We start from the raw sequence: 15,286 nt of genomic DNA, 5'->3' as shown, positions 1-15,286 counted from the left end.
GGGCTTACCAATACTCCATCAAGGACCGCCAGTTCGGAGCCATCGTGGCCAAAGTCAAGTCCGACAACCCCGATGCCAGCAATTCTGTGTGAAGCAGTAGATGGCTTATTTTTTTAGATCAATCGCAAAAAAGGGGCTCTCCAAGGGTCGTTTTCACATCGATCGCATGCCTGTCATTCATTGTCGGGGGGAGTTACATTAATGGCGAACGCCAAAAGACAACAGTTCGGCGTGGTCCGTCGAACTTGAGGGGACAATCGCGGTTATACCCTGGTTGTTGCGGTGTGAAGACAGCGTCTTACGGTGCTCGGATTTCAGGCGGGTCGGCCACATTGCGCATAAGGTGCTCGAAATCGCGGAAAAGCATAAACCGGATACCAACGCGCAGATTGTTCCAGTACTCTTTGCGAGAGCTGAACTTGGATCGGCAATACTGATAGCCCCGATCGCACAACTCCAGGATTTGATGGACAAAGAAGGCCAACAGGTTGAGGATAAAAAAATTGTTCGATAAATATCGCTGACCGTGACCGAAGTTATGCTCGAGGTGGTACCCTTGGTTTTTCAAGGTATTGAAGGTTTCGTTCTCGATTTTCCAGCGTGCCCGCCCGGCTTGCACCAGCTCGACAATGTTGTTTTTGCCGACCTTGATGTCGGTGACCCAACTATTGTGGTAGGTGACCTTTTGACCGACATGCAGCCAATACTCGAAAAAATTAACCGGATCGGCATTGCGGCTGCCGTTGAGCGGCACCTGGTTAACCCAGCGATAAACATGGCGGCGTCCTTTATCGTCGTGGATCTGCAGGTGGCCGCTTTGTCCGAGCCCGTCGAGCTCATCCACCCATTCGAACAGGACTTTGTGATCGGTGAGTTTGGCCACCAAAACAAAGGACATGCGGGCATCGTTCAACACATCGATAAAGGGCTGTTTCGAGTAGAGTCCGTCGGCGGTAATGATCATCTTCAATTTCGGGTGAACCTGGCGGAGGTTGCCGACGATCCGCTTGGCCGCGTTGATCTCGCAGTCCTGCTTGGTGATGCCGTCGGTATTGGCCACGGGCTCCGGGGCCAGGGGCAGGACTTGGCGCATGTGTGGGTTGAGTATCACGGCCTGCAGGACCTGATGCGAGTAACGGATTGATCCCTTTGCCCCCTTGCGGGTCAGGCAACAGGGGCAATGGATTTTCTCGGAAGAAAAATACTGCGAGCCGTCCAGGCCAATCAGATAATGCCCGCTTTCCAGCTTGTAGGCGGCCAGTTGGTTGCCTCGCTGCAACCGCTGGAGCAGCAAGTCAAACGCCGGATGAAGCGCCTGGGTGGGAATGTCATCCAGGGTTTGACGCAAAGCGCTGTCTGTGGGGATATTTGTTACTCCGAAGATGGTGTTAAGGTTGCTTTCCTGGAGACGGTCCTGCATGCGTCGCTGAAAGGACAATATGGAAGGATCTTGAAAAAACATCATCGCCAAAGCACTCATCAAACAGTCGTGCAGCGAATAGTCGACTTTCCCAGCTTGTCGGGTATCGACGACCTGTTGGAAAAGCTCCGAAAGCGCTTTTCTCATGGCGCTGAAGCTCAGATGTTTTTTGATATGCACAGCAGTTCCATTCCAGTAGATAACCTACTGGAATGTATAGCAATAAAAAGGAGCCGTGTCTAGATCTATTATACGCAATAAAAACATATAGTTAATTAATATGGCCGGATTTCACTTTGCGAAAAAATATTAATTGGAAACCGGTGAATGGACAACAGCTGCGATGAACCCCGTTCAGTCAGAACTGCTGCCTTTTTAGGGAATCCTATCCGGGGATAGGAGCGTGGAGGTAAAATGGCAAACGTCGTCGGCGCCGTGGGAAGAAAAACCATTCGATCCGCCAACCGCCTGATGGATCTGTGTGCGTTGACCTACCGGCTGGCCGCCGTCGCTGTGCCGCTGCCTCGCACCGGGCGCGCCCTGATCAAGCGGGTGACCGTGGAGCAGATCTACTTTACCGCCGTTCAGGCCCTTCCCGTAATTATTCCCGTAGCCTTGATCACCGGCAGCATGCTGATCGTTCAGTTTTCCCAATTGTCAGGCCAAGTGGATTTAGGAAAACTGGTGGTGCTGCTGGTGTTGCGGGAAATCGGTCCCTTGGTTACCGCCATTATCGTGATCCTGCGTTCTGCGACCGCGGTTACCATCGAGATGTCTTACATGTGCGTCCTCCACGAGATCGACGCATTGGAAATGGCTGGTATCGATCCCCTTCACACGGTCTGCTTTCCCCGACTGGTGGGAATCACCGCAGCCATCGTCAGCCTGATTTTGGTATTCGATCTCATGGCGATCATCGGTGGCTACGCCATCGTCAAGAGTACCACCATGCTGCCAGTGGAAGGATTCTTCCAGCAAATCGCCAAAGGGGTTGTGGGAGCCGATATTGCCGTTGGATTATTAAAGGGGATCTTTTTCGGCGTCACGATCACAGTGACCTGCCTCTATCACGGACTCGCCCGAAAAAACCAGATCACCCAAGTGCCGGTGGCCACCTCCAGAGCGTCCGTGGACTGCTTTTTCTACACTCTGGTGATCAATATTCTCATCTCATTTATTTTCTACATATAAATGGACTCGAACCCGACACCGATCATTGACATCACCCACCTGGCTCTGTCGTCGCCGGGTATGTTCCTCAACGGTGACGCGCACCGGCTGGCGGTTTACCATGGTGACGTGGTCGCCGTTCTCACCGACTCACCTGCGGATGGCAGGCATCTGCTTCGTGTTATGGCCACATTGGCCCAGCCGGAACGGGGGGAATACCGTTTCAATGGGAAAATAATGGATCTGAAGGACTATCGGCAATGCCTGGAGGTCAAACGCCAGATTGGTTATGTGGCCCCTGACGCGGCGCTGCTCAGCAACCAAACCCTCCGGGAAAACCTCCTATTGTCAAGGTTTTACGCTGAAAACGATTTGAGCATTGCCCTGGACAACACCCTTGACTCCCTGTGCGAGGGTGCGGGTCTATCCAGAATGCTCGACCGGCGTCCATCCGTGTTGAGCGATGGGGAGTTGCTGAAAGCCATCGCCGTGCGTGAAATGGGCAAAGCGCCTGCGGTGATGCTGATCGACAGGCCTGAAAATTTTATGGAAATTTCTGAAAACGATAACATTTTCAACCATCTTAGAAATATGATAGGCTCCGGAACAGCCGTGGTTTTTGTTTCTCACCATTCTGAAATGATCGGATTGGCGAACCGGCAGTTGACAGTGGCCGGTGGAGAGATACGGACCGCCTCCGTTTAACGATTCTGGAAAAATCAACGTCTGACAGGTGACGATCGAATGGAAACCAGCTATACCAACACCGAAAAGCGCGTCGGCCTCTTTGTCATCGGCACCACGCTGCTGTTGTTGACCACCGTGGTCATTCTCGGCCGGGGAAAGGACTGGTTTGCCGACGAAGTGACTTTTCACACCAGCTTCCAAGAGAGCTATAACCTGCAGGTCAACGCGGCAGTAAAGCTGTTCAAAGCCGATATCGGCAAGGTGAAGCGGATCTCGCTGGGAGAGGACAACGTCAATGTCCAGTTGGCTATCTTGGCTAAATACGCGTCACGCATCCGGCAGGACGCAGTCGCCGTGGTGGACAGCCCGACGCTCATCGGCTCGGAATATATCTCCATTGTCCCCGGCGCACCGAACGCGCCGAAAATTCCCGCTGGCGGTATGATCCCGTCCATCGAAAAGAAGTCCATTTCTGATATTCTCAAAGATTTCGAAGTGGAAAAGACGGTCATGCTGGCCGTCCGCACGATCCAGGAAGTCGCTGAATTGATGATCCTCCTAAAAGACCCGAATGGCCCGTTGATGACGACGTTGGCCAACATCGAAAAAACCTCCTCCCAACTGGTGCAGATTTCCGGCAGCATTGGTCAGGGACAGGGGGCGTTGGGATCTCTGGTGGCTTCCCGAGAATTGGTTGACGGGGTTCTATCAAACCTGGATAAAGTGAATGGCCTGCTGGATGATATGCGGGCAACCTCTGCTAAGGGGCCGGTCATTATGGACCAGGTCAGCGACAATCTGGCCACGATCCGGACGGCCGGCACCGGGGTGGTGGAGAATGTGCACGCCCTGAGAGGCATTTTGGAAGAAGCCCGGGGCGCCCTCGATACCATCCAGGTTATTTTGGAAAACCTGAAACAGGGCAGCCAGGACATACCCCGGGTAACGGTAACCGCCAGGGAAGGCATCCGCGAAATCCGCGAGGGTGTGACGGACATCGACCGGGTGGTGCAGAGTCTGCAGCGCAATATCATCATTCGCTCCAACCTGCCCGACGAGCCCCTCTCCATGGATACCGATGCCGGAATTCGGCCATGAGTGACCGATCCGAGAGCGCTATAAATGGCTTAATCGGGTATTGATTCGCTGGCCCGCAGTCATCCCGGTCTGCCACGGTTCGGGAATGGCTTCCATTCCGTGGGCGGCGCCCAGAACCATGCCTGCCATCATTCCCCTTGCCGACGAATCCCCGCCGGCCATCACATTTTCCACCATGGCTGTTTTGAAATCGTTCGCATAACGGGAGATCAGGTGAACCGCTCCCGGCAGGCCGGCCTCCACGCTGCACATTTGACCGAATTCGGCGATGGTTTCCCGGGTTCCCCGGTCACGGCTCTCCAGTCCCGTGCTAATCAGCGATGCAATTGAACTGTCGGAAAAATGGGTGTCCAGGGTTTTCTGCATGGCTGCCAGGGGGGGCTGCCCGCCGAGCACGGCAAAAACGGACCGGGCAAAAAAATCGGCGCTTAAAAGCACGCGGTCGTCGCTGTGGGTGATACGGGTCTGCGCACGGGCAGCGCTGACCAATTGTTCCAGATTGTCATGATAGACAGGTATCACCGCCGCCATCCGCGAGGCCCCCGCCAGATCGTCGGAATCCGAGGCGCTCTTGGTCAGGCCGTTGCCGGCATCCATGTTCGCCAAGGTAGTTTTGGTGGCTTGGTCGAAATAGCCGCCGTAGTCGGCAAAGAAGCGGCGCCACATTTCAGCAAACCGGTGTGCATCAAATCCGCCGCCGCTCACGGATTCCAAGAGCACCAGCATCTGGTCCCCGTAGTGGGTGAAATCACCGGCTTTTTTTCCCTTGTGGTATGAGGTCAGCGGATCGTAATATTGCTCCACCCGCCCCAATTTTTTGTCGATCACACCGGTGTTGTACACCCAGTGCACGCCTAAAGACAGCGCATCGGCCACAAACGCACCGATGACGGCTGCTTTAATTCGATTGTCTGTCATCTGTTCCTCCTGCCGGTTGGCCGTGTTCATTATTAGGTATACAATAAACCACGCATCGATGGTTTTCAAATTACAGGCAAGAAACGACAGCCTGCTTCCCGCAGCGGACGCAAAGCCGACTATACCGTCTGTTTTCGGCTAACTGCCAAAACGCCGAATGCCCAGGACCTCCCGGCAGTAAATAACGCTGCGCCGAATCGCGTCGATTTCCATCTCGAGGGCCCTTCGCATGTCGTCCAACGGCGTTTCCAACTCGGTTTCGATGTTGATCCGGTCCATGGTGGAGCGGTCCCGGAAGAGCTCGTAGGCCCGGCGCATGTCTATGTCTCCCTCGCCCACGGCGGCGCCTACCAACTTGAACCCCCAGCGCTGGAATTCAATGCGGTCATCCCGAAAATGGTTGGTGAAGGCCCGGGGGGCCAGGCGTTCGATGGCGGCCATGGGGTCCTCGGTGACGTGCAGGCCGTTGACCGTATCGATGCAGGCGCCCACCACCGGGCTGTCCACCCGGTCCAGCAGCCAGAGGATCTCTTCGGAAAAGGTGTCGCAGTGGTTTTCCACCGCCAGGCGGATGCCACCGTCGGCAGCCTGCGGCGCCGCTGCCGTCAGCAATTCAGCCACCTTCTCCATCTGCTCGATCACCGCTGGGTGAAAGCGGCTGGCAGCCACGGGCCGCGGGCGGCGAAGTTCCATGCCCACCTTGACAATGTCTGCGCCAAGGTGCCCGGCGGTCTGGACGGCTGCGTTTAAATCGTGCTGGATGCCGATGCCGAACCCGCCCCGATCCATTGAAAAATTGTATTCCAGATACAGTCCGGCCTCCCTTGCCGCCGCGCCCACCTCTTGCAGGAATCCCGCATCGAGATGTTCAAGGACCCCGTCATCCAGGTGAGCCCCCTCCAGGTCCAGATCCACCAGCAGCTCAAAGAGTTGAAAGGTCGAGAGCTGTCGGGACCATGGGCAGGTGAAACCCGCCCAGGCCTGGCCGATGCCGTGCAGATTCAGGCTGTAGGTGTGGAGGCCGAGCTTCATTTTCTTAAAGCCTATCCGTATAGACGTTGCGGTGTTCAGGCGGCGGTTTTACTCTGGGGAACCACCGGCTCCATCGCCGCCAGCTGTTGGATGGGGATGTGACAGAAAATGCGGTGTTCGCCTTCTCCTTTCTGCCAGGGCGGTGCCTGCAGGGCACAGATGGCGCCCTTGTCCGGGGCCAGTTCCCGGCGGGGGCAGCGGGTATGGAAGCGGCATCCCGACGGTGGATTCAAGGCGCTGGGTACGTCACCGGAGAGTCGAATCTGGCGGCGCTTGGCCTGGGGGTCGGGCACGGGCACGGATGACAGCAGCGCTTCGGTATACGGGTGATAAGGGGGTGGGTAGATCCGGTCCACCGGGCCGAACTCCACGATCTGGCCCAGGTACATGACGGCAATGTAGTCGGAGATGAACCGCACTACGGAAAGGTCGTGGGCGATGAATATCAAGGTAGTACCGAATTCGCCCTTGATTTCGTTGAGCAGATTGAGCACCGCCGCCTGCACGGAAACGTCCAGGGCGGACACCGGCTCGTCGCAGATGACCATGTTGGGATTGCTGGCCAGGGCGCGGGCGATGCCCACGCGTTGTTTCTCACCGCCGGATAACTGCCGCGGGTAGCGGTCATAGTAGTAGGCGGCCAGTTTCACGGCCCTGAGCAGCCGCTCCACCTCCTGACGCACCGCCGTTCCCTTGCCTGTTTTAAATCGCCGGATGGGTCGGCCGATCTGTTTGCCGATGGAAAAGGAGGGATTCAGGGTGGAGTCGGGATTCTGGAAGACCATCTGCAGTTCTTTGATCAATTTGAGGTCCCGTCCGGATACGGGATCGGAGATGTCGAGCCCCATCAGATGGGCCTGGCCGTCGGTGAGCCGCTCCAGGCCGATCAGCCCTTTGACCAGGGTGCTCTTGCCGCAGCCCGACTCGCCGACGATGCCCACGGTGCTGCCCTTGCGTATGCGCAGGGAGATGCCGTCTACCGCTTTGACGTAGCGCTTCTCCCCCATGCCGAACAAGCTCTTCAGGGAACTGCTCTGCTGCTCGTAGTATATCCGTACATTCTCCAACTTGCTCAGCGTCTCCTCCGGCCCTTCGTCGGCACCGTTTTCAGATACAGACAAGATCCGCCTTTTTCCTCTGGTGTAATCGTCATAGGGATGCTTCAGGGTTTCTTTGCCCAGGAAACAGCGGGACTGATGCTCCGGCGTAATGTCTTCCAGCTCGGGATGGGAAATGCTGCATCGGTCGAACGCCCAGTCGCATCTGGGTTGGAAGATGCAGCGGTCAGCCGACCGTTCGGCCGGCGGGGGGACCCGCCCGCGAATGGACCACAGTTGGGAGTAGGACAGATCGTCGGTCAACCGGGGAATGCAGCAGAGCAACCCCCGGGTGTAAGGGTGCGCCGGTTGGGCGAACAAATCATTGATGGGACCTTTTTCAACCAGCTCCCCGGCATACATGACGCAGAGGTGGTTGCTGACCCGGGCCACCACGCCCAGGTTATGAGTGATGAAAATGATACCGGTGTTGAAATCCTTTTTCAGGTCTTCGATCAGATCCAGCACCGCGGCCTCCACGGTGACGTCCAGGGCGGTGGTGGGTTCGTCCATGATCAGCAGGGCCGGGTTGTTGAGCATGGCCATGGCTATGACCACCCGTTGCTGCTGCCCGCCCGAAATCATGTGCGGGTAGCGGTTCATGACGTTGGCAGCATCGGGCATGTATACCCGGTCGAGCATTTGAATGCTGTGCTTCCAGGCCTTTTCCCGGGACATGTCCTGGTGGGTGGTGAGCACTTCAGACAGCTGCCGGCCGATGCTGAGCGAGGGGTTGAGGGCCTGCATGGGGTCCTGGTAAACCATGGATATCTGGTTGCCCCGGATGCGGCGAAGCTCTTCGTTGGGGCGACCGACCAATTCTTCTCCCTTAAAGCGAATGCTTCCAGCCACGACCTTGCCGTTGGACCCGAGAAAATCGAGGATGCCGAAGGCGATGGTGCTCTTGCCGCAGCCCGATTCACCGACGATCCCCACCGTCTCTTGTTCGCGTACGGTAAAGCTCACCCCACGCACCGCCGGGACATCCCGTTTGCGGGTTTCGTAAGATATGGCCAGGTCTTTGACTTCCAGAATCGGCGGTGCAGTGGACGATCCACTTGAGGTCATGATAAACGCTTCCTTTTAGGAATGGTTAAGAAGTCTTTCCAACGTCGCGATCAGATTTCATTTAACAGACTGCCGAGCGCCCGGTGTGTGCATCGATGAATGGCACGGACGGTGCCCACACTACTGGTAGCGCATGGATTCTTCGCGCAGACCGTCGGCCAGCAGATTCAATCCGACGACGAGAGAGGCGATGGCCAGCGATGGCCACAGGGCGGCCCAAGGGCTGCCGATGAGAATGAACTCCCGGCCCTTGGCCACCATGGAGCCCCAGTCCGGCGATGGCGGCGGCAGGCCCAATCCCAGAAAACCCAGGGTTCCCATGGCGAAGATGGCATAGCCCACCCGCAGCATGGCATCGATGATGATGGGACCTTTGGCGTTGGGCAGAATTTCGGTAAACATGATATACGCATCGCTCTCGCCACGGGTTTCCGCCGCCCGGACATAATCGCGGGTGCGGATATCCAGGGCAAGGCTTCGCACCAGGCGCGCCACGCCGGGCGTTCCCACGATGGCAATGGCGATCACCACGTTCACGGCCGATGCGCCGATGGCCGCCACGATGATCAGGTAGAGCAGGATGATGGGCACGGACATCATGGCGTCTAAAAATCGCATGATGATTTCGTCGATCCACCCTCCCCGGTATCCGCCCAAAAGCCCTAATGTGGCGCCGAAGAGCAGGGAGGCAAATACCCCCCACAGGGCGGTTCCACCGGGGATCCATATGCTGTCGGTGACCGGCAGGATCACCAGCACGATGCGGGCGCCGTAGGCCAGCCGGGACCACAGGTCCCGACCCAATTCGTCCGTGCCTAACGGATGGCTCCAGGAAGGACCCTGGTTGGGTGCTTTCCAGTCCTGATCGTTGGGCCCGTAGCCGGTGATATAGGGGGCGAACAGGGCGGTGGCCACCCAGAACAGCACCAAAAACAGACCGACGACAGCCGTCTTCGAGGCAAAGAGAACGGTGGCTGCGTTGGTCAGCTTCTCAAAACGGCCCCCGCCTGACGGAAGAGGGGTTACAGTGCCTGTCTCAAGGTTCTTTTCCATGCTGGCTTCTTTATGCATAGCGGATTCTCGGGTTGAGGAAGGTGTAGATGATGTCGGCCACCAGTTGGGTGGACACGGCCAAAAGCACCATGATCATGGTGCCGGCCTCTAAGGCGTTGACGTCCTTGTACAGGGCCGAATCCAAGAGGTATTGGCCCAGTCCCGGATATCCGAAGACCACCTCGACGATCACGATGCCGCCCAGCAGCCAGTTGACATGCAGCATGATGACGGTGATGGGGGCGATCAGTGCATTTCTCACCGCGTGGCCGGTCACCACCCGCCAATAGGGCAGGCCCTTTAAAAAGGCGGTGCGGATGTAGGGCGAACGCATGACTTCGGACATGCTGGCCCGGGTGATGCGCAGCACGTAGCCCAGCTCGATGAGCGTAAGGGTGAGCACGGGGAGAATCAGCATGTCCGGCCGCTCCCAGGGGGCTTTTTCTCCGAAGACGGTGGCGCCGGGTACCAGTTGAAGCCAGTGGGACATGATGAGGATCAGAAAGATACCGGTGGCGAATTCGGGAATCACCGAAAACATCATACCGCTGATGGACAGAAAACGATCTTTGAAAGAGCCCTCTTTAAGACCGGCGATGATGCCCAGAACCAGGGCCAGGGGCATGACGATCACGAAGGCGATGCCGGCAAGCACCAGCGAGTTTCTCAGGCGCACGAACATGCTCTTGCCCACCGGGCGTCCCGTCCTGAGGCTGATACCGGGATCGCCACGGACGAAGCCTTTTTTGAGGGGGATATACTCGGCAGGGCCGCCGGTGGTTTTCATCCAGCCCTTACCGACCACGAAACTCCAAACCTCCCGGTCGGCGCCCTTTTCCCACAGAACGGCGTGGTTCTTGTTGTCCAGCCCCCAGAAGATGCTTTTTCCCTTCTCATCGGTGGCCCAGCGACCGTTGTCAATCGATTCAATGACGGTGCCGTCCGGTCCGCGAACCAAGGCCATCAGGTTTTCTCCCTGCAGGTCCCAGCGGATCAGGCGGCCAGATTCATCCACCGCCCACCACTCCTCGAAACCCTTCGCAGTGGTGATTTTTTCCAGCGGCAGCCCCACCTTTTTGGATGCGTGCCAGTCACTGCCTGCCAGCCAGTAGAGGTAGCGCTGCCAAGCCGGTTTGTCCAGGCCCATCTGGGCGAGGAACGAGGCCTCCTGTTCCGGGGTGATAAAGGCCCCCAGAATATTTTTGGCCACATTGCCCGGCGATGCCTCGGCAATCAGAAAAACGGCCATGGAGACCAGGAACATAGTCAGCAGGAGCAGTAAAAATCGCCTTAGTATAAATTTGGCCATAGAATCAGATTCCTGTGGTCTTGTTGGAAAAGCGGTGCCCCTGGCATTGCCTGGCAACAGCAGCTGTGGGAAGGACTGGGTTGGAATGATCGGCGGCTGTGGAGAAATAGTGGCATGACGCACCGCCGGTCAACGAATCGATCACTCTGCCGGTTCGGAATTTTGCCGGTTGCGGTGCGTTGGATTCAGTCATCTATCGTGTGGCACTTTTCCTTTGGGCGGAGAGGGCGACGCGCGGCCCTCTCCGCCATTAATAAAATGGCGTCATGCAACTGATCAGCTCATCCAGACATCGTCCAGTTTCAGGTAGAGGCTGGGGTGGGCTTTGACGCCCTGGACCGGCTTCCTGGAGATGGTCCAGACATTGATCCAGAAGGCGTTGCCGATGGAGCCGCGTTCCTGCTGGATCTTCTCCAGCTTACAGAATATCTTGCGACGGGCCTCCACATCCAGGGTGCCGTTGGCTTGGGTCAGCAGTTCAGAGTACTCTTTGTCTACCCAGCGGGTTTCGTTCCAGGCCACCGGCTTGCCATTTTCGTCACCCACATAGGCCAAACTGGGCACCATGGTGCCGACCGGGCGATGGGCCCAGGTGGTGATGCCCAGGTCAACCTCAGTCCATTTTTCCCAGTACTGGCTGTTGGGCATGGTCTGGATATTGATCCGGAAACCGGCCGGCGCCGCGTCCTGTTTGAGGATTTCGGCGTAGCGCACGATCTCGCTCCAGCCGCTGCCCACGGCCAGATTGACGTCCAGACCGTTGGGGTATCCGGCTTCTGCAAGCAGCTGTTTGGCTTGCATGGGGTCGTATTTGGGAGTGTCGATGGGGCAATACTCCGGATGTTTGGGGCTCACATGCACATCCTGGCCCTCCATGCCCTGCCCGAAGTAGGCCAGGGCGAGGATTTTTTCACGGTGCTGGCACAGCTTCAGTGCCGAGCGTACCCGGTTGTCCGACCACGGCTTCATGTCCACCCGCATTCTCAGAACGCGGGTCTGGTTGGTGGTGGCCGCCAGCACGTTGACTGCGGCATTGTCTTTGAGGGCCTGGTAGGCTTCGGTACCGCCGATATCACTGAAATCCAGCAGATCGATTTCACCGGCCTGAATGGCGGCGATCATGGGGCCCATTTCGGTGCCCATGTCGATGAATTCGATCTTGTCGAGGTAGGGCAGCGCTTTGCCGTCGGCCCCCTTGTTCCAGTAATCGTTGCGCCGCTTCAGCACGCAGCGTTCGCCTTCGAGATAGGTCTCGATGGTGTAGGGGCCGGTGCCTTGTGGCGCCTTGATGAAATCGCCTTCGAAGGTGCGGTGGTTCAGCAGCATGGCCGGATAGTGGAACAGGTGCTCGGGCACTGCGATCTCCGGGTTTTTCAGGTGGAGCTTCACCTGGTGGTCGGACACTTTTTCGATGCTGCCGGCGTCCAGGTAGCTGAGCATGCCCTTCATGGACGATCCCACGTCCTTGTCCAGCCACTGGTTGAAGGTAAATACGACGTCGTCGGCATTGAAATCGTCGCCGTTATTGTGTTTGACCCCCTTGCGCAGGTTCAGTGTCCATGTTTTCAGGTCGTCGCTGGCCTGCCAGTTCTCAAGCAGGTAGGGATGGGTAATGTTGTCGCCGTCGGTGTAGGTCAGATATTCGGCCACCTGACGCATTTGATTGGTGGGCGAGATCCAGGAGAACTGGGCCGGGTGGGTTACTTTGTGAACCGGCGCAGCCACTTTCAAAGTGCCGCCCCGTTTGACCGAGCCGGCCAGCGCCTTTTTGGGAAAAGCCAGTCCGGCCATCTGCGTGGCGGCGGCGGCGGACACCCCCAGGAGGGTGGTGAAACGGATAAATTCTCGTCGGGTCATCTTGCCTTTCTGGAAATCGCTGTTAAGCGCCTTGACTGCCGAATGCATCTTCTCTTTCATGTCTCCTCCTTGGGTGATTGTAGACCACGGGTCAACGATTTAGTAGTCGTCTGACGCTTTTGCTTGTGATCGGGGGATTTCAGTGCCTGCAAAGGCCTGTTGGCAAACGCGTCAGGTCGAAAATGCCGTCATGGAAACGACGGTATCAATGGATCGGTTCAATCCCACAGGTTAGAAAAATCAGTGAAAAACCAATAGCATTCATTGCCCTTTATTTCAATGGTGCATTATGGCTTCGCTACCGTTCGCTTCAAGGGGATCATCTCTCATGCCGATTCCTCCTCCTGTGGAGAGAAGGTCTCTTCGAATGCATAAAGATCACTGCGCATATGGTATATCACATAAGAGATCGGTCGGTCGCCGGCTATCAGCAATTGATGCATGCATAATGCGGGAATACCAGGCGATAAACCCAGTTCAACGGCGATGGCCGTGTTCAGGCTGACCGCTTCCAAGCGCTGCCACACCCGGGTGATGACCAAACCAAACCGTCGGGCGAGCAGGTCATGAACGGACTGCACCGCCAGGTCTTCATCCAGGATGGCGGCACAACAATCGGCCCGCAGGTAGCGCACTTCATAGCAGGCCGGCTGTTCGTTGAAATAGTGAACACGCACCAGGCTCACCGCCTTTTTCCCCGGCAGCCGTGTGTCCAGCTCCTGCGGGAGATTGACTATCCCCGAACGAATCAGACGTGATCGGGTGTCCACATGAAAAATCCTGGCGTTTTCCGAAAATGGATGAATGTGAAAATACGCCTGCGTAAATTCCCGCTTTTTCAGGAACGTTCCCTTGCCCGGCACCCGCCGGGCGAGGCCGTCACGCACCAGTTCGTCCAAGGCTTTCCGGGCAGTCATACGGCTGACCTTGTGCAAGCGCGCCAGTTCATTCTCCGAAGGAAGGCGATCACGAAACCGCCTCGCGGCGATGCCTTGGATTAAGTCATCTTTGATTAGCGCATATTTGGGAGCCGACCTTTTCATGAAATATGAGCGCTACGCATCTGATGAACAAGGAGACCAACCAGCCGGAAAGTAACTACAATTCATCGCATATCTGATCCAAATTGTCGAGGTGAAATCTGCTTGACTTTATTTTTGCCCATGAATAATAAGGCGGTATGCTGTATATACAGGCGAAAAATACCTTTGCCTGACGGACTGGCTGCACGTAATAAAACGTGAAGGACGCTCTTCAAAAAATCCGTTTCCGAAGGCTACGAAATAAGTCCGCGATCAAGGCTTGCTAATCTTCGAGGAATACGGTGTACTTCGGTTACGCCGCCGTGACGCGGAATGACGCCTAAATCGTGGGTCGGGTTTTTTCGAACTCGTAAAAAGAGAAGGACCACATGGTGGACTGCAACCCGTCGAACCCGTTCGGCGACCTGCTCGAGATCAATCTGAGTGAAGGCGCCTGCATCCGCCGACCGCTCTCCGATGCGATCGTAGGACGGGTATTAGGCGGCCGCGGATTCAATGTGGGCTACCTCTTCGAGCATCTGCCGAGGGGCATCGACCCCATGGGGCCGGACAACATCCTTGTGGTTTCTTGCGGTTTGCTCACCGGTTCCCGGGCGCCCACGGCCTCCCGGCTCCACCTCAATGCCCTGTCGCCCCTTACCGGGTTGATCGGAAGCTCCAATGTGGGCGGCTATGCCGGCGCCTGGCTGCGATCCACCGGTATCCTGAGCCTGGTGATCCGGGGACAGGCGTCTGCGCCCGTCTATCTTCATATTTCCGAAAGTAACGTTGAAATCAGAGATGCCTCGCCCTATTGGGGGCTGGACGCCATCGAGACCCAGGACCGTGTTGCCGGGGACCTGGCCCAGGAGAATCTTAAAATCCTATCCATCGGCACTGCCGGTGAGTCCGGGGTGCGCTTTGCCTGTGTCGTCACCGGAAAAGACCATGCGGCCGGCCGGACCGGCTTGGGTGCGGTCATGGGGGCCAAGCGCCTCAAGGCAGTGGTCATCAATAAAGGCCGGTGCAAGCCCTTCGACGATCGGCGGCAGCTTATCGGCAGTGCGGTCAATCAGTATGTCCGCCAGATCAAGGCATCCCCGGATTTTGACACCTTCTCCCGGTATGGCGGAGCCGGGTACATCAAGTGGGCCGACGACATGGGGGTCATGGGTACGCGCAATTACCGACAAACCCGTTTTGAGATGGTGGACCGGGTTGATGGCCGGCAACTTCTCAAAGACAAGAGGCGTTCCAGTGGCTGCTACCGCTGTCCGGTCCAGTGCAAGGCTGATCTCACATTCAAGGACGGCCCCATGAAAGGCCAAACAGCCACGCGACCGGAATTCGAGCCCATGATCAACCTGGGATCCAAATGCGGTTTGGGCGATCTTCAGGCCGTCGTCCGGCTGGACAACCTGTGCACCCGCCTGGGACTGGACTCCACCTCGGCGGCCACCACCATCGCGTTTGCCATGGATCTTTTCGAGCGCGGCATCCTGAACACCGCCGACACCGGTGGGTTGACCCTCGATTGGGGAGATGCCGGGGTGAT

The 15,286-nt window shown here is 57.1% G+C and carries 13 protein-coding genes; 4 read left to right on the top strand and 9 right to left on the bottom strand.

Annotation, left to right across the window (positions count from 1 at the left end; all coding sequences use genetic code 11):
* Window positions 1-298: 298 nt before the first annotated feature.
* Window positions 299-1,600 carry a hypothetical protein gene (locus ABYV26_RS08830; RefSeq protein WP_372680155.1) on the bottom strand — a complete coding sequence of 434 codons (1,302 nt, stop codon included), beginning with the start codon at window positions 1,598-1,600 and terminating at the stop codon, window positions 299-301.
* 234 nt (window positions 1,601-1,834) lie between these two features.
* On the opposite strand from ABYV26_RS08830, the gene ABYV26_RS08825 reads away from it, so the two are divergent.
* The 3 genes from ABYV26_RS08825 to ABYV26_RS08815 are packed head-to-tail and all read left to right on the top strand — an operon-like array spanning window position 1,835 to window position 4,375.
* Window positions 1,835-2,611, top strand: a complete 777-nt coding sequence (locus ABYV26_RS08825) for an ABC transporter permease (RefSeq protein WP_372680153.1) — start codon at window positions 1,835-1,837, stop codon at window positions 2,609-2,611.
* A complete protein-coding gene (locus tag ABYV26_RS08820) occupies window positions 2,612-3,295 on the top strand; it encodes an ATP-binding cassette domain-containing protein (RefSeq protein ID WP_372680151.1) in 684 nt (227 codons plus the stop codon). It abuts the gene before it with no gap.
* A 39-nt stretch (window positions 3,296-3,334) separates the two neighbouring features.
* The gene (locus ABYV26_RS08815; RefSeq protein ID WP_372680150.1) at window positions 3,335-4,375 is read left to right on the top strand and encodes an MlaD family protein; all 1,041 of its coding nucleotides are present in this window, start codon (window positions 3,335-3,337) and stop codon (window positions 4,373-4,375) included.
* A gap of 18 nt (window positions 4,376-4,393) precedes the next feature.
* Here ABYV26_RS08815 and ABYV26_RS08810 read toward each other — a convergent pair whose 3' ends face one another.
* The 8 genes from ABYV26_RS08810 to ABYV26_RS08775 form a co-directional block, all read right to left on the bottom strand.
* Window positions 4,394-5,293 carry an ADP-ribosylglycohydrolase family protein gene (locus ABYV26_RS08810; protein ID WP_372680148.1) on the bottom strand — a complete coding sequence of 300 codons (900 nt, stop codon included), beginning with the start codon at window positions 5,291-5,293 and terminating at the stop codon, window positions 4,394-4,396.
* A gap of 138 nt (window positions 5,294-5,431) precedes the next feature.
* Window positions 5,432-6,325 carry a sugar phosphate isomerase/epimerase family protein gene (locus ABYV26_RS08805; RefSeq protein WP_372680146.1) on the bottom strand — a complete coding sequence of 298 codons (894 nt, stop codon included), beginning with the start codon at window positions 6,323-6,325 and terminating at the stop codon, window positions 5,432-5,434.
* A gap of 35 nt (window positions 6,326-6,360) precedes the next feature.
* Window positions 6,361-8,490, bottom strand: a complete 2,130-nt coding sequence (locus ABYV26_RS08800) for a dipeptide ABC transporter ATP-binding protein (RefSeq protein ID WP_372680144.1) — start codon at window positions 8,488-8,490, stop codon at window positions 6,361-6,363.
* Window positions 8,491-8,610: 120 nt separating this feature from the next.
* The gene (locus ABYV26_RS08795) at window positions 8,611-9,543 is read right to left on the bottom strand and encodes an ABC transporter permease (RefSeq protein ID WP_372680142.1); all 933 of its coding nucleotides are present in this window, start codon (window positions 9,541-9,543) and stop codon (window positions 8,611-8,613) included.
* 10 nt (window positions 9,544-9,553) lie between these two features.
* Window positions 9,554-10,852, bottom strand: coding sequence for an ABC transporter permease (locus ABYV26_RS08790; RefSeq protein ID WP_372680140.1), 1,299 nt, complete (start codon window positions 10,850-10,852; stop codon window positions 9,554-9,556).
* A gap of 4 nt (window positions 10,853-10,856) precedes the next feature.
* Window positions 10,857-11,045 carry a hypothetical protein gene (locus ABYV26_RS08785; RefSeq protein WP_372680138.1) on the bottom strand — a complete coding sequence of 63 codons (189 nt, stop codon included), beginning with the start codon at window positions 11,043-11,045 and terminating at the stop codon, window positions 10,857-10,859.
* 83 nt (window positions 11,046-11,128) lie between these two features.
* On the bottom strand, window positions 11,129-12,769 hold the full coding sequence (locus ABYV26_RS08780) for an ABC transporter substrate-binding protein (protein WP_372680136.1): 1,641 nt from the start codon (window positions 12,767-12,769) through the stop codon (window positions 11,129-11,131).
* 266 nt (window positions 12,770-13,035) lie between these two features.
* A complete protein-coding gene (locus ABYV26_RS08775) occupies window positions 13,036-13,752 on the bottom strand; it encodes a GntR family transcriptional regulator (protein ID WP_372680134.1) in 717 nt (238 codons plus the stop codon).
* 368 nt (window positions 13,753-14,120) lie between these two features.
* Between ABYV26_RS08775 and ABYV26_RS08770 the strand changes: the two genes are divergently transcribed.
* Window positions 14,121-15,286, top strand: a 1,166-nt coding sequence (locus tag ABYV26_RS08770) for an aldehyde ferredoxin oxidoreductase N-terminal domain-containing protein (RefSeq protein ID WP_372680132.1), incomplete at its 3' end; no start/stop codon positions are given.

It is taken from the genome of Desulfosarcina sp., from assembly GCF_041551955.1.
Classification (GTDB): Bacteria; Desulfobacterota; Desulfobacteria; order Desulfobacterales; family Desulfosarcinaceae; genus Desulfosarcina.
This window is presented reverse-complemented; position numbering and strand designations above follow the sequence as displayed.

Coding starts and splice junctions, on each gene's coding strand:
- ABYV26_RS08825 (WP_372680153.1), top strand. CDS start 1,835: ATGGCAAACGTCGTCGGCGCCGTGGGAAGAAAAACCATTCGATCCGCC.
- ABYV26_RS08820 (WP_372680151.1), top strand. CDS start 2,612: ATGGACTCGAACCCGACACCGATCATTGACATCACCCACCTGGCTCTG.
- ABYV26_RS08815 (WP_372680150.1), top strand. CDS start 3,335: ATGGAAACCAGCTATACCAACACCGAAAAGCGCGTCGGCCTCTTTGTC.
- ABYV26_RS08810 (WP_372680148.1), bottom strand. CDS start 5,293: ATGACAGACAATCGAATTAAAGCAGCCGTCATCGGTGCGTTTGTGGCC.
- ABYV26_RS08805 (WP_372680146.1), bottom strand. CDS start 6,325: ATGAAGCTCGGCCTCCACACCTACAGCCTGAATCTGCACGGCATCGGC.
- ABYV26_RS08800 (WP_372680144.1), bottom strand. CDS start 8,490: ATGACCTCAAGTGGATCGTCCACTGCACCGCCGATTCTGGAAGTCAAA.
- ABYV26_RS08795 (WP_372680142.1), bottom strand. CDS start 9,543: ATGGAAAAGAACCTTGAGACAGGCACTGTAACCCCTCTTCCGTCAGGC.
- ABYV26_RS08790 (WP_372680140.1), bottom strand. CDS start 10,852: ATGGCCAAATTTATACTAAGGCGATTTTTACTGCTCCTGCTGACTATG.
- ABYV26_RS08785 (WP_372680138.1), bottom strand. CDS start 11,045: ATGACTGAATCCAACGCACCGCAACCGGCAAAATTCCGAACCGGCAGA.
- ABYV26_RS08780 (WP_372680136.1), bottom strand. CDS start 12,769: ATGAAAGAGAAGATGCATTCGGCAGTCAAGGCGCTTAACAGCGATTTC.
- ABYV26_RS08775 (WP_372680134.1), bottom strand. CDS start 13,752: ATGAAAAGGTCGGCTCCCAAATATGCGCTAATCAAAGATGACTTAATC.